Annotated in this window: 10 protein-coding genes and 3 pseudogenes; 3 read left to right on the forward strand and 10 right to left on the reverse strand. The window is 71.2% G+C overall.

The window, feature by feature from the left end; genetic code table 11:
• Positions 1–64: 64 nt before the first annotated feature.
• The 5 genes from IF67_RS0126270 to IF67_RS0126290 form a co-directional block, all read right to left on the reverse strand.
• Complete coding sequence (locus tag IF67_RS0126270) at positions 65–1225, reverse strand: SPFH domain-containing protein (RefSeq protein WP_030989679.1); 1161 nt, start codon at positions 1223–1225, stop codon at positions 65–67.
• Positions 1226–1236: 11 nt separating this feature from the next.
• Positions 1237–1488, reverse strand: coding sequence for a hypothetical protein (locus tag IF67_RS0126275; protein ID WP_030989681.1), 252 nt, complete (start codon positions 1486–1488; stop codon positions 1237–1239).
• 186 nt (positions 1489–1674) lie between these two features.
• Positions 1675–2331, reverse strand: coding sequence for a peroxiredoxin-like family protein (locus tag IF67_RS0126280; protein WP_030989683.1), 657 nt, complete (start codon positions 2329–2331; stop codon positions 1675–1677).
• Positions 2328–2945 (reverse strand): TetR/AcrR family transcriptional regulator, encoded by a 618-nt coding sequence (locus tag IF67_RS0126285; protein ID WP_030989684.1) that lies wholly within the window; start codon positions 2943–2945, stop codon positions 2328–2330. Before IF67_RS0126285 ends, IF67_RS0126280 begins: the two co-directional genes overlap by 4 nt.
• A 334-nt stretch (positions 2946–3279) precedes the next feature.
• Positions 3280–4806, reverse strand: coding sequence for an MFS transporter (locus IF67_RS0126290; RefSeq protein WP_078889638.1), 1527 nt, complete (start codon positions 4804–4806; stop codon positions 3280–3282).
• 150 nt (positions 4807–4956) lie between these two features.
• Between IF67_RS0126290 and IF67_RS0126295 the strand changes: the two genes are divergently transcribed.
• The gene (locus IF67_RS0126295) at positions 4957–5865 is read left to right on the forward strand and encodes a helix-turn-helix transcriptional regulator (RefSeq protein ID WP_234341343.1); all 909 of its coding nucleotides are present in this window, start codon (positions 4957–4959) and stop codon (positions 5863–5865) included.
• Between the two features lie 26 nt (positions 5866–5891).
• Here IF67_RS0126295 and IF67_RS0126300 read toward each other — a convergent pair whose 3' ends face one another.
• Positions 5892–6713, reverse strand: coding sequence for a methyltransferase domain-containing protein (locus IF67_RS0126300; RefSeq protein ID WP_030989690.1), 822 nt, complete (start codon positions 6711–6713; stop codon positions 5892–5894).
• Here IF67_RS0126300 and IF67_RS0126305 point away from each other — a divergent pair.
• Positions 6712–8364: a PLP-dependent aminotransferase family protein gene (locus tag IF67_RS0126305; RefSeq protein WP_078889639.1), complete on the forward strand. Its 1653-nt coding sequence runs from the start codon at positions 6712–6714 to the stop codon at positions 8362–8364. The two genes, IF67_RS0126300 and IF67_RS0126305, sit on opposite strands and share 2 nt — an antisense overlap.
• A gap of 164 nt (positions 8365–8528) precedes the next feature.
• Here IF67_RS0126305 and IF67_RS40460 read toward each other — a convergent pair whose 3' ends face one another.
• Positions 8529–10100 (reverse strand): IPT/TIG domain-containing protein, encoded by a 1572-nt coding sequence (locus IF67_RS40460; protein WP_030989693.1) that lies wholly within the window; start codon positions 10098–10100, stop codon positions 8529–8531.
• A 257-nt stretch (positions 10101–10357) separates the two neighbouring features.
• Positions 10358–10564: pseudogene (locus IF67_RS0126315) on the reverse strand (DUF1348 family protein); the annotation flags it as partial.
• Position 10565: 1 nt separating this feature from the next.
• Here IF67_RS0126315 and IF67_RS0126320 point away from each other — a divergent pair.
• Positions 10566–11207 (forward strand): annotated as a pseudogene (locus tag IF67_RS0126320) (SulP family inorganic anion transporter); the annotation flags it as partial.
• Between the two features lie 181 nt (positions 11208–11388).
• Here IF67_RS0126320 and rocD read toward each other — a convergent pair.
• Together rocD and ddaH are read right to left on the reverse strand one after the other, a co-directional pair.
• A pseudogene (rocD, locus tag IF67_RS39550) lies at positions 11389–12628 on the reverse strand (ornithine--oxo-acid transaminase).
• Positions 12628–13449 (reverse strand): dimethylargininase, encoded by an 822-nt coding sequence (gene ddaH, locus IF67_RS0126330; RefSeq protein WP_051818622.1) that lies wholly within the window; start codon positions 13447–13449, stop codon positions 12628–12630. Before ddaH ends, rocD begins: the two are co-directional and overlap by 1 nt.
• Between the last annotated feature and the right edge of the window lie 117 nt (positions 13450–13566).

Below are 13566 nucleotides of genomic sequence, written 5' to 3' on the forward strand. Positions count from 1 at the left end.
CCCCGTCCGGTGTCAGAGGCTCCCACCCCGTTCCGTGTCAGTGGCCCCGCCGCCCCGTCCGGTGTTACTCGATCTCGACCCGGCCGCTGTGGCTCTGGTTCGTCGCGGTGCCGCCGTTCTTCGCGGCCTTGTCGTCCTGGCCGTCGGGGGTGCCGAGGTTGCGGCGGACCGAATCGAGGATGGTCAGGCCCTGGCCGACCAGGCCGGCGGCGATCTCGCCCAGGCCGTCGGTGCCGTTGAGGACATTGACATTGGCGTTGGCCAGGCCCGCGGAGGCTTCCTTGACGATCTGCGGGAGCTGGTCGATGAGCATCCGGTCCAGCGCCACACGGTCGTGCGAGGCGGCGGCCTCGGCCTGGATCTTCATCCGCTCGGCCTCGGCCAGCGCCAGCAGCCGGATGCGCTCGGCCTCCGCCTCGGCGGGCTTGACGACCTCGGCCACCAGTTCCTGCTGGCGCAGCAGGGCCGCGCGCTCGGCGAGTTCGGTCTGGGCGGCGAGGACTTCCTGCTGTGCGTGGGCATGAGCGAGCGGGCCGGCCTGGGCGGCACGGGCCTGGGCGCGGTCCACCTCGGCGGAGTACTCGGCCTGGACCACGGCGGTCTGCCGGGAGTATTCGGCCTGATTGCGCGCGGCCTCCTGCTGCGCCTCGACCGACGCCTGGGTGGCCTGGGCCTGGGCGATCTGCGCCTGCCGCTGGATGGCCGCCTTGTGCGGGGCGGACATCGCCTCGATATAGCCCGTGTCGCCGTCGTCGATCGACTGGATCTGCAACGAGTCGACGATCAGGCCGATCTTCGCCATTTCGGTCTTGGACGTCTCCAGGACCTCGGTGGCCAGCTTCTGCCGCTCGGTGACGATCTCCTCGACCGTCATCGAACCGATGATGGAGCGCAGATGACCGGCGAAGATCCGGCCGGTCAGCACCGACATCTGGTCCTGGTCGGACAGGAACCGCTGGCCGGCGTTGACCACGCTCTCGGTGTCGTTGCCTACCTTGAAGGCGATCACGGCCCGCACCGTCAGCGCAATGCCCTGCCGGGTCACACAGGTCTCGGCGACCTCCGACTCACACATCGCCAGCGTCAGGAAGCGGACCTTACGGAAGACCGGCAGCACGAACTTGCCGTGCCCGGTGACCACTCGGAATGGCGCGCCCCCCTGTCCACGCCTGCCTCCCGAGATCAGCATGGCTTGATCGGGGGCAGGAACGCGGTAACCGAACATCCTTTGTCTCCTCAACCGGCGTCGCCGGCATTGCCGGACAACGCGTCCAATGGATCGGCCCACTCCATGACATCGACCTGGCGACTGCCACGGGACTCGATCACGAGCACGGTCGCCCCTACCGGAAGGGGCTCGGCGGACCAGGCGAGAAAAGCCTCGGTGCCGCCTCTGATCCGTACCAGGACCTCACCGGGACCGGCAGTCCCACGCGTGCCGATCAGCAGCACTCCCGTACAGCCGATCACGGCATCGTCCTGCGCCACAGGCGGCTGCCCTCCCCCGTTACGTTCCTGGAAATCCGACCCTAGCGCTCCATCACGCGGCGGCCTATGGGGGGATGGTGGCGAGTTGGGATGCCGGGGCGCGGCGGTCAAATTCCCGTTGAGGCCTCCGCGAATTCGGTGTGCAATTTCCCGGCGCGGGTGCGGTGCTGGAGTGCCGGGCGTGATTCAGCGGGCCGAGGGCAAGGCGTCGAGGGCAGTGAGGATGTCGGACGGTTCGGCGCGGGCGGTGTAGTCGGTGTCGACGAAGGCCCAGCGGATGGTGCCGTCGCGGTCGATGACGTAGGTGGCGGGTATCGGGAGGGTGCGCGGATGGCCGCCGTTGACGCGCTGGAGCTCAAAACCGAAGGAGTCGTACACGGCGGCCAGGTCGTCGGGAAGATCGAAGCTGAGGCCGTACTGCTTGGCGGTGTCCGAGCCGAGGTCGCTGAGGACGTCGAAGGCGAGCGCGTGCTTTTCGGTGAGGGTGAGGGACTCGTCGGGGATCTGGGGCGAGAGGGCCACCAACTGGGCGCCGCGGGCGGTGATATCGGCGTGATGCTGCTGGAGGGCGCGCAGCGCGAGGTTGCAGTAGGGGCACCAGGCGCCGCGGTAGAACGTGAGCACGACGGGGCCGGCGGACAGCAGGTCGTCCAGGGTGACGGTGGCGCCGGTCGCGGTGGGGAGGCTGAAGCGGGGTGCCGTGTCACCGGCCTGCCGGGCCCGCGCGGCCTGGCCCGAGGCGGCGAGGTCACGGCCGGCTCGCTCCATCACCTCGCGGGCGGCGGCCGGGAGCTCGGGGTAGCCGGTGCGGAGAAGCATGGTGAGTTCGTCACGGAGGCTCATTGCGGTAGGTGCTCCTGAGGTGAGGGATGGGCGCGCAGTGGCGCGAGGGCGGCGTGCACCGTGTCGGTCAGCGCCTGGGCGTCGGCGCCCGCCCGGGAGCGCAGATTGACGCCGTACGCAAGCGTCGCCAGCACCGCGGCGGAGGCGTCGAGATCGCCGTCCGCGTGGAGTTGGCCCAGGTCGTGGGCCGTGGCAAGGGCTGCTCGCATGGCCGCTTCCAGCGTGGTGTGGTGCTCTTCGAGCAGGGTGCGGATGCCGGGTTCGCCGCATTCCGGTCCGGCGTAGGCATTGGTGACCATGCAGCCCCAGCCGGCGACCGGCCCGGAGCAGCGCACCTCGATCAGACCGCTGAAGAACTCCTCGATGGCGGTCAGCCCCGAGGGGGCCGACGACAGCTGGGCGAAGGCCGGTGTCGAGTACTGCGCTATATAGCGGTCCAGCGCCGCGGCGTAGAGGCCGTCCTTGCTGCCGAACGTCGCGTAGAGGCTGGAGCGGCTCACTCCGGTCGCGGTCACCAGCGCCTGGATGCCGGTCGTGGGCAGGCCCTGGCGCCAGAAGACCTGGATCGCGTCGTCGAGCACGATGTCGGGGTTGAAGTGCTTGATGTCGGGCATGGCCGGCCTGCTCGTTTCGCTGCGATGGGCGGTACGGGGGCGGGTGGCACGGGGTCGGTCGGTACGGGTCGGTGGTGCGGGTTCAGGTAGTGGCAGTTCGGGTGGCGAGGGGGGAACTGGGAGCTCTCCCTCCACCGCCTCGTCGTCCGCGCCGCATCTTGGAACGGTTATTCCAAGATGCTCCGAGTCGCCTTATCTGTCAAGGAGTTGGGGAAATCGGCTGGGGACAACTTCTGGAACCCGCCCTTCCGTGAAGGTGTCCGGTGCAGAAGGTGTCCGGTACGGGAGCCGCCCGGTGCGGACGCCGTCCCGTGCAGAAGCCGTCCGGCGGTCGTTATGCGCGGCGCGCGGCGGCCTCCGGAAGGAACGGCAGGAGGGACGAAATGGCCGCGGCCAGGGCGACGTTGAGGACAAGCGCGGTTGCCAGCGCATGGCCGTACGCGCCGGTGTCGTGGTGCGCGGCGCCGCCGAGCGCGCCGTAGTAGAGGATGCCGACGAGAGCCACGCCGACCGCGCCGCCGATCTGCTGACCGGTGGAGAGCACCCCGGAGGCCATACCCACCTCGGCGGGGCGGACGGTGCCGAGTACCGCGTTCAGCAGCGGGGTGACCAGCAGACCGTTGCCCGCGCCCACCAGGAGCAGCGTGGGCACCAGCTCCCAGGCGGTCAGGGTGGCACCGGCGTTGAGGGTGAGGGCGATGGTGCCGACGAAGCCGACGGCGCCGGTCAGGGCGCCGAGCAGCAGCACGCGCCGGCCGAAGCGGGCCAGCCGCCCGGCGAGGAGGCTGGCGGCGAAGAAGGCGACGGCGAACGGGGTGTAGACCAGGCCGGCGCCGAGTGCGTCCATCCCCAGACCGTCCTGGAGGGTCAGCGACAAGACGAGGAACAAGGAGTTGATGCCCGCATACGTGAGGACGACCAGGGTCATCCCGACCGCGAACGGCCGCTCGCGCAGCAGCCTCAGCCGGACGAGCGGGGTGCCGCCCCCGGCGTCCACCCGCCGTTCCACCAGGCCGAACGCAGCGAACGCGGGGACGCTTGCGGCCAGACCGAGCCAGGCCCACAGCGGCCAGCCGTACGCGCGGCCCTCGACCAGCGGCACCACGAGCAGCGAGAGCGCCACGGTCAGCACCACGGCGCCGGGGAGATCGAGCCGCCGGGCCTCCGGCGCCCGTGACTCGGGTACGAACCTGCCGGCGAGCAGCAGAGTCAGCAGGCCGACCGGCACATTGACCCAGAACACCGGCCGCCACGAGGTGCCGAAGAGGTCGGCGGCGATCAGCAGTCCGCCGACCAGCTGGCCGGACATCGTGGCCATGCCGATGACCGCCCCGAGCACACCGAATGCCTTCGGGCGCCGGGCGGCCGGGATCAGCACCTGGATCACCGCGAAGACCTGCGGGAACATCGCGGCCGCGCCGAGGCCCTGGACCAGCCGTGCGGCGATCAGGCTGCCGGAGCCGGGTGCCAGCGCACAGCCCACGGAGGACAGGGTGAACAGCGCCATCCCCGTCATGAACAGCCGCTTGCGGCCGAAGCGGTCACCGAGCCGGGCACCGGTGATCAGGGCGAGGGCGTAGCTGAGCTGATAGCCCGCCAGGATGAGCTGGACATCGGCGGCGGAGGAGTGCAGATCCGCCTGGATGGCGGGGGCGGCGACCAGCACGATGAAGGTGTCGAGCACGGCCATGAACGCCCCGGCCAGCACGATGGCCAGGGCCCGCCACGGCGCCGCGGGGGAGCACGGACCGCTCGGCGGGAGGTCCGGCCGTACCGGCCCGTCCTGCCGTATCGGTGTGTCCTGCCGTACCGGTGCGGTGTGCCGTCCCGTGGGGCCTGAGGGTGGGGTGGTCTGGGTCATGCGGCCAGCGTCGGACAGCCCCGGGCGGACATACAGAGGCCGATTATGCTGGTGTCCCCACCACCCCCACACAGGGGCTGTGCCCGGATACGCGTGCGGCGGGCCCCGACCCGGGCCGGCCCCCGAGACCCGCGGCGAACGGGAGTTTCGATGGCTGACCTGCAACGGCGGCGGAGTCTCGCGGAGTTCCTGCGCTCGCGCCGGGAGCGGCTCACGCCCCAGGAAGCGGGCATCCTCGCGGGACCGCGGCGGCGCACCCCGGGGCTCCGGCGCGAAGAGGTCGCCCAGCTCTCCGGGGTCAGCGTGACCTGGTACACCTGGCTGGAGCAGGCGCGCGACATCACCGTCAGCAGGCAGGTCCTCACGAGCCTGGCGCGCGCCCTGATGCTCAGTTCGGTCGAGCGCCGCCATCTGTTCGCGCTGGCCGGGGAACCGTTGCCGGAGCGGCCGCCCGGCCCCGGCCCCGGCCCTGCCCTGCAACGGCTGGTCGACGCACTCGAACCGAACCCCGCCTACCTCCTCGACGCCAACTGGGACCTGGTCGGCTGGAACCGTGCCGAGGCAGCGCTGATCGGCGATCCCGGACAGGTGGAGCCCGCCGAACGCAATCTGCTGTGGCTGGTGTTCACGGATCCGGCCATGCGCTCACTGCTGGCCGACTGGTCCGGGCAGGCGCAGGATCTGGTCGCCCAGTTCCGGGCCGATGCCCGGCAGCGCTCCGGGGACCCGCGCTACGAGCAGCTCACCGGCGGGCTGCGGGAGGCGAGCGAGGAGTTCCGGGCCTGGTGGGCTGCGCATGACATCGCGGACTTCGGCAGCAGCCGCCGGACCTTTCGCCATCCCCGGGTCGGGGTGCTGACCTTTGACTACGTGAAGCTGGCCGCGCTGGACGCGCCCGGTATCAAGCTCTTCGCATGTATGCCGGCCGACGCCGCGACGACGCGGAAACTGCCCGCGCTCCAGGAGTGCGCGGCGGGCGCAGACCCTGATGGAGCGGCGGTCGGCCCGGCGGGCGCAGACCCTGATGAAGCGGACGTCGGCCCGATGGGCGCACGGTAGGACGACAGGGCCCCGGGGAGAGCCGCCTAGGGCCCCGGATTGACGGCCACGGCCTTGAAGAAGGTGTAGTGGAAGGTCCCGTCGCCGTCCGCGGTCAGCCGCAGATCGGCGATCCCTTGGTCCCAGTCGGCGGCGGTGGTCAGGCCGGCGCCCAGCGCATCGTCCCGGACGGATTCGACCATGGCGATGAAGGTCTTCCGGGTAAAGCCCTCCACCATCGAGGGCCGGGTCCGGTCGGCATAGACCGTACGCGGCCGGATGACCACATCGCCGAATCCGGCCCCTCTGAGCAGTGGCTGCAACTGCCGTCCCAGAAGCGCATTTCCACCGGCCGCGGCCTGGAGGCGCACCTGGTGGCCGATCACCTCATGGGCGCGGTGGCTGTCCGGATGGAAGACCACCGAACCGTGGTCGCCCTCGATCACGGTGAGGGTCCCGCCGGGCCGCAGCACCCGGCGCAGTGCGGCCAGCGCCCGGCCGGGTGCTTGGAGATGCTCCAGCACGAAGCAGGCGAAAACGTGGTCGAACGACCGTGCAGGGAACGGCAGGTGAAACAGATCGGCGGTCCGCCACGTCACCTCGGCCCCGGGCTCCTGCGTCGCCAGGTGCGCGCGGGCCTGGGCCAGTGACTCCTCGGAACGGTCGACCGCGACGATCCGTGCCCCCGGACTGTTCCTGACCAGATGTACGGTCTGCGCGCCCACCCCACAGCCGACCTCCAGGACCCGGGAGCCGACGGGGTAGGCCGTACCGGCATGCAGCAGTGTGGCCAGGGTGTCCGCCTGGTCGCCGAGGCGCCGGGCCTCCTGGGAGGAGTAGCCGTGTACGTATGCCGTGTTCGTGTTCATGGCTTCACCGTGCCGGGACAATGGATCGGTGAACAGGTCCAATGATCGGCCTAAGGAGAGGTCCATAACTCCCGCGTCCGCCGCCTCGCCGCTTGGGACCTCCTCGTCCGTGAACTCCTCCTCCCCTTCTGCGGCTGCCGGTTCCTCCGACTTCCTGCAACTGCGCATCGAGGACGCGCCCGCGGGCGGCCGGTCGGTCTGGCTCGCCCGGGAGTTGCGGCGCGCGATCGCGGACGGCCGGCTCCCGGTGGGGAGCCGGCTGCCCGCGACCCGGGTGCTCGCCGCCGATCTGCGCGTCTCGCGGGGTGTGATCACCGAGGCGTACCGGCGGCTGACCGAGGACGGGCAGCTCGCCGGACGGGGGAGACGCGGGACCGTTGTCGTCGCCGCTCCGGTGACCACGGCGGCGAAGGGCGCGGCTTCGACGCCGTACGCGCACCGGACCGCCGCTCCGGCCATCGCTCCGAGCGCCGCTCCATCTGCCGCTCCGCTCGCTGCTCCGTTCGTCGCCCCGTTCACCGCGCCGCCCGGTCCGGAGATCTTCGACGAGCTGCGCGCCGCGCCCGCGCGGATCGATCTCTCGCCCGGCGTGCCCGACCTGTCCGCCTTCCCCCGCACGGCCTGGCTCCGCGCCGAACGCTCGGTGCTCGCCGGTCTCGCGTCCACCGAGCTCGGCTACGGGGACCCCCGCGGCACTCCGGCGCTACGGCTGGCCGTCGCCAACTGGCTTGCGCGTAACCGCGGGATCAGGGCGCACCCGGACGAGGTGCTGATCGTCGCCGGTACCGCACAGGCGCTCGGCCTGATCGCCCAGGTGCTGCACCATGACGGCACCCCGGAGATCGCGGTGGAGGACCCCGGCTCCCTCGGAGCGCGGCAGCATCTGCGCCACTGGAAGCCGGCGACGCCGCCGGTCCCGGTCGACGGGGACGGGATACGCGTCGATGCGCTGCGGTCGAGCGGTGCGCGGGCTGTCCTGCTCACCCCGGCGCACCAGTTCCCCACCGGGGTGGTGCTCGGCGGCGGCCGGCGCCGCGAGCTGATGCGCTGGGCGGCCGGCGGCGGCCTGATCGTCGAGGACGACTACGACGCGGAGCACCGCTACGACCGTGCGCCGGTCCCGGCTCTGCGCTCGCTCCTCCCCGAGCAGGTCTGCTACGCCGGCAGCGTCTCCAAGCTGCTGGCCCCCGCCCTGCGGGTGGGCTGGCTGCTGTCGCCGCCGAAGTACCGGAACGCGCTGGTCGGCGCCAAGCGGTTCGCCGACCTCGGCAATGCCGCACTGCCCCAACTGGTCCTGGCCCGGCTGATGGAGTCCGGTGAACTGGAGCGCGGGCTGCGACTGCTGCGACGCCGCCATCGCCGTCGTCGCGACGCCATGATCGCGGCGATCCGCGACCGGCTGCCGGACGCGACCGTGCACGGCGCCGCCGCGGGCCTGCATCTGATGGTCACCTTCGGTCCGGACGGCTACCGGGGCTCCGACACGGACCTGGCCGCGGCCGCCCTCGCCCGCGGCGTCAAGGTCCAGCCGCTGTCCTGGCACAGTCAACGCCCGTCCCCGCCAGGACTGGTACTCGGTTATGCGGCGCGTACAGCGGACGAGATCACCGAGGGTGTGGCCGTCGTGGGCAAGGTGCTGAGCAGTGGGTGACGGGGCTGTGCGCCACCGCTGGGCAGCGGACCGTTCCGTGCGCTCCTGTTCTCGGAGCGCACGGAACGGTGGGGTGCCGGCCTGGCGACCGGCGGTTGCCCGGACGCGGCGTGGCGGGGTGGTGCCCGCCGGCGCTGCCGGGTCGGCCGGGGACCGGACAGGGGTCAGGGTTCGATGACTCCCGCGTGGTCGCTGGACGGCGACAGGATTGCCGACCCGGTGGAGCCGCCGGCGAACTCGGCGTCATAGCCGCCGTTGGCGAGGATGAGCGTCAGGATGAGCGTCTCGTTGAACCGGGCGACGCCTTGGGCATCGGTGGTGGCGGTGCCCACCAGGTTGCTGCCGATCTTGAAGCTGATGGTCTGGCCGGGCACGGGCAGGCCGGTGACCTGATCGGTCAGCGTGGCGGTCAGGTACGGGAAGTACACGTGCGGCGGGAACAGTTTCGACAGCGCCGGGGTCGCGGTCAGCGAGGTGGCGTGGACGGGCAGGAGGTAGGTGAAGCCGTTCACCAGACTGGCACTGCCACCAGGGGTGGTGACGGTGACGGTCACGGTGACGGCCGCCGCCCCGGGCGGAGTGGTGGCGGTGATCTGCGTGCCGGTGGCGTTGACGCTCACCCCGGTGGCGGGGATGCCGCCGAAGCCGACACCCGCCCCGGTCAGGTTGGTGCCGGTGATCGTCACGACCGTGCCGCCCGCGATGGGCCCTTGGATGGGGTTGATGCTGGTCAGCGTCGGGTCGAATTGGATGACGCTGACGTTGTTCCCGTTGATGTTGCTGACGTAGACCTTGTTGTTGGGGGCGACCGTCACGGCGATCGGTCCGGCACCGACGGGGATCGGGGCGCCGACGACGGTGTTGGTGGCGGTGTCGAACACCGTCACGCTGTTGGCCGCCCGGTTGGCCGTGTAGGCGATCCCGTCGGCTCCGACCGCGATGCCCCACGGCTGGTTGCCGACGGCGATCGGGGCGCCGACGACGGTGTTGCTGATGGTATTGATCACCGTCACGTTGTTCGACCCGATGTTGGCGACGTAGGCGTTGCCGTTGGGTGCGATCGCCACGAAGTTCGGCTGGGCGCCGACGGGGATCGGGACACCGATGACCACGTTGGTGGCGGTGTTGATCACCGTCACGGTGTTCGCCCCCCGGTTGGTGACGTAGGCGTTGCCGTTGGGGGCGACCGCGATGCCGACCGGCTGGGCGCCGACGGCGATCGGGCCGCCGACGACCATGTTGGTGGTGGTGTCGATCACCGTCACGGTGTTCGCCGCGAAGTTGGTGACGTAGGCGTTGCCGTTGGGCGCGATCGCCACCACGGCCGGCTGGCCGCCGACGGCGATCGGGCCGCCGACAACGGTGTTGGTGGCGGTATTGATCACCGACACGGTGTTCGACCCGCTGTTGGGGACGTAGGCGTTGCCGTTGGGGGCGACCGTCAGCCAGACCGGTGTACCGCCGACGCCGATCGGGCCGCCGACGACGGTGTCCGTGGTGGTGTTGATCACCGGCACGTTGGCCGACCCGGAGTTGGCGACGTAGAGGTTGCTGTTGGGGGCGATGGCCACCCCGACCGGGTTGTTGCCGACGGGGATCGAGGTGACGGCCAGGAAGATGCTCGCCGGGACTGCCGCCCGGCTCACCTGCCCCGCAGGGGCGGGCGCGGCGGCCTGGCCGGGGAGTGCGGCTGTCCGCAGCAGCTCCTGCGACAGCGACTGAACATTCGTACTCATGTGGACCCCTTTTGTGGGGGCCGTCCAGAGATCCCGCTCCGGGGCACCACAACCACAGGCCACACGCGTAACAACACGGCGGGCTGCACATCCCCGAGGAGGGATGGGCAGCCCGGTGGTTCGGTGGTTACTTCGTTCCCACACCGCGGGGAAGCGAAACGTCCGCGGGTGACTGCCGTCGGCCGGCGCCGCCGCGCGGCTGCTCCGCTTCCCCCGTAGGTGCCCTCGAAGAGGGGGAGTTCCCCGGTGTCGGATGATCAGCGGAACGGGAGGGGGCGCCCCCGCTCCTCCTCCGGGCGGGGCCCGAAGATGCGCCGTTCGTCGCCGGTGATCGCGACATCGTGGATGCCGGCCTCCCGGCGCCGCATCAGACCGTTCTCGTCGAACTCCCACAGCTCGTTGCCGTAGCTGCGCCACCACTCGCCGGCCGCGTCATGGGACTCGTACTGGAAGCGCACCGCGATGCTGCTCGGTGCGCTGCCGATGACCGCGGTGATCGTCCGCAGCGCGGCCAATGTGCAGGCCGGGGCGCGGACGAAGGCCTCCCGCATCCTGCACGGTGTCTGGCTGCTGCTCTTCGCCGCGCTGTTCCCGGTGGCCCTCGGGGTCGTCCCGCTCGCCGCGCTCGCCGCCGTCCTGGTGCATGCCGGGGAGAAGCTGGTGCCCGTACGGCAGCTGCCGCAGCTGTGGCGGGAGCACCGGGGCGAGGCGGTGATCCTCGGGGTGACCGCGGGGGCGATCGTCTTCACCAACATGTTCGAGGGAGTGCTGCTCGGCCTGCTGCTCGCCGTAGTGAAGACTGCCTGGGACACCTCGCATGTGCAGGTCGACGTGCGGGAGTTGACCGGGGGACGGACCCTCGTCTCGCTCAGCGGCAATGCGACCTTCCTGCGGCTGCCCAAGATCCTGGACGCGCTGGAGGCGCTGCCCCGCGACAAGCCCGTCGAGCTGGACCTGACGGAACTGCGGCACCTGGACCATGCCTGCCGCACCGCGCTGGACGGCTGGACCGCGCAGCACAACGGCGCGGCGGCCGCGGCCCCCGACGACCGCCCGGCCGCGGTGACGGCCGGGCAGCCCACCGGCGGAACACCGCAACGCGGCTGATCCGGACGCACCCTGAACGGCCCCGGCGGCAGCAGTCCGCCGGGGCCGGTCGCGTCTTCAGGGCCGGTTACGCCCACAGGGCTGGTCATGTGCACAGGGCCGGTCACACCCTCAGGGCCGATCACGCACTGGGGGCCGGTCACGTAACCGGGGGCCGGTCACTCCCGCACAGCCCGTCGTCCTACCCCAGCGCCCGCTCCAGGCATCCCAGGGCCGACGTCAGTTCCTCCGCCGTGATGGTCAGCGGCGGGGCGAGCCGGATCGTCGACCCATGGGTGTCCTTGACCAGGACGCCTTCCTTCAGCAGGCGTTCGCTGATCTCGCGGCCGGTGCCGAGTGCGGGGTCGATGTCGACGCCGGCCCACAGGCCGCGGGCGCGGAAGCCGGTCACGCCCTTGCCGGTCAGCGCGGCCAGACCGTCGCGGAGCTGCTCGCCCAGCTCGGCGGCGCGGCGCTGGAACTCTCCGGTGGCGAGCAGCTCGACCACGGCGGAGCCGACCGCGGCCGCCAGGGGATTGCCGCCGAAGGTCGAGCCGTGCTGGCCGGGGCCCAGCACACCGAGCACCTCGCGGCGGGCGACGACCGCGGAGACCGGGACGATTCCGCCGCCGAGGGCCTTGCCGAGCAGCAGCATGTCCGGCACCACGGACTCGTGCTCGACCGCGAGGGTGGTGCCGGTGCGGCCCAGACCGGACTGGATCTCGTCGGCGATGAACAGGCACCCGGCCCGCCGGGTCAGTTCGCGGACGCCGGTGAGATAGCCGTCGTCGGGGATGACGACGCCCGCCTCGCCCTGGATGGGCTCGATCAGCACGGCGGCCGTCGTCTCGTCCACGGCCGCCTTCGAGCGCGGCGAGATCGTTGTACGGGACGGTGCGGAAGCCGGGGGCGAAGGGGCCGAAGCCGATACGGGCCGTGTCGTCGTCGGAGAAGCCGACGATGGTGGTCGTCCGGCCGTGGAAGTTGCCGCCGGCCACCACGATCGTCGCCCGGTCCGCCGGGACGCCCTTGACGTCGTACGCCCACTTGCGCGCGACCTTGATACCGCTCTCCACCGCCTCGGCGCCGGTGTTCATCGGCAGCACCATGTCCAGGCCGGTCAGCGCGGCGAGGCCCTCGGCGAAACCGGCGAGGCGGTCGTTGTGGAAGGCGCGGGAGGTGAGGGTGAGTTGGTCGAGCTGGCGGTGTGCGGCCTCGATCAGTGCCGGGTGCCGATGGCCGAAATTGAGCGCCGAGTAGCCGGCCAGCATGTCGAGATAGCGGCGCCCCTCGACGTCCTCGACCCAGACGCCTTCGGCGCGCGCGACCACCACCGGCAGCGGGTGGTAGTTGTGCGCGAGGACCGGGCCCTCGGCCTGGATCAGCTCCGCGGACGAACGGGGAGCGGTCTGCGCGGGGACGGTACGGGTGGGAGCGGTCATCAGCGAATCTCCTGGGTGCAGCACTTGATGCCACCGCCGGCCTTGTGGAACTCGGAGAGGTCGACGGGGACGGGGACATAGCCGTGCGCGACGAGCTGGGCGATCAGGCCGGCCGCCTGCGGGGCGACGAAGACATGGCGGCCGTCGGAGACGGAGTTGAGGCCGAACGTCATCGCGTCGTCCCGGGTGGCGAGCACCGCCTCGGGAAACAGTCGCCGCAGCACTTCACGACTGCCGGTCGAGAAGGCCCCGGGGTAGTAGGCGATGTTCGCCTCGCCCGTCTCCGCCGTGTCCTCCAGGACGAACAGCGCGGTGTCCAGGTGGTAGAAGTACGGGTCCACCAGTTGCAGGCCGATCGTCGGTACGCCGAAGAACTCCTGCACCTCGCGATGTGCGGCCGGGGTGGTGCGAAAGCCCGTACCCGCCAGGATGTAGCGGCCTGCCGGTACGAGGTCGCCCTCGCCCTCGCACAGCGACTCCGGCCGGTAGACGTCGTACCCGGCCGCCTTGAACCACGTCTCGTACTCCGTGGACTCCGGCCGCCGCTGCGGCGCATGGAAGGACGAGCCGAAGACCCGGCCGCCCACGACGACCGCGGAGTTCGCCGCGAACACCATGTCGGGCAGCCCGGCCACCGGGGCCACGGTCTCCACCGTGTGCCCGTGGTCGCGGTAGGCGCCCATCAGCGCCTCCCACTGGCGCCCCGCGAGGGCGGTGTCCACCTGCGCGTCCGCACGCATCCACGGATTGATCGCGTAACGCACATCGAAGTGTCTGGGCTCGCAGACCAGATAGCGCCGGGGGCGCGATACACGACTCATCGGCACGGGAGGATCCCTTCGCTCCTACGGGACATACGGGGTGACCGGGCGTCACTGATGGTCACCCGGGGTGCTTCCACGGTAAGGAGCGATGGATTTGGGCCACAAGAAACAAAT

It is taken from the genome of Streptomyces sp. NRRL S-1813 (assembly GCF_000719605.1).
Classification (GTDB): domain Bacteria; phylum Actinomycetota; class Actinomycetes; order Streptomycetales; family Streptomycetaceae; genus Streptomyces; species Streptomyces decoyicus.

Coding starts and splice junctions, on each gene's coding strand:
- IF67_RS0126270 (WP_030989679.1), bottom strand. CDS start 1,225: ATGTTCGGTTACCGCGTTCCTGCCCCCGATCAAGCCATGCTGATCTCG.
- IF67_RS0126280 (WP_030989683.1), bottom strand. CDS start 2,331: ATGAGCCTCCGTGACGAACTCACCATGCTTCTCCGCACCGGCTACCCC.
- IF67_RS0126285 (WP_030989684.1), bottom strand. CDS start 2,945: ATGCCCGACATCAAGCACTTCAACCCCGACATCGTGCTCGACGACGCG.
- IF67_RS0126290 (WP_078889638.1), bottom strand. CDS start 4,806: ATGACCCAGACCACCCCACCCTCAGGCCCCACGGGACGGCACACCGCA.
- IF67_RS0126295 (WP_234341343.1), top strand. CDS start 4,957: ATGGCTGACCTGCAACGGCGGCGGAGTCTCGCGGAGTTCCTGCGCTCG.
- IF67_RS0126305 (WP_078889639.1), top strand. CDS start 6,712: ATGGCTTCACCGTGCCGGGACAATGGATCGGTGAACAGGTCCAATGAT.
- IF67_RS0126300 (WP_030989690.1), bottom strand. CDS start 6,713: ATGAACACGAACACGGCATACGTACACGGCTACTCCTCCCAGGAGGCC.
- IF67_RS40460 (WP_030989693.1), bottom strand. CDS start 10,100: ATGAGTACGAATGTTCAGTCGCTGTCGCAGGAGCTGCTGCGGACAGCC.
- ddaH (WP_051818622.1), bottom strand. CDS start 13,449: ATGAGTCGTGTATCGCGCCCCCGGCGCTATCTGGTCTGCGAGCCCAGA.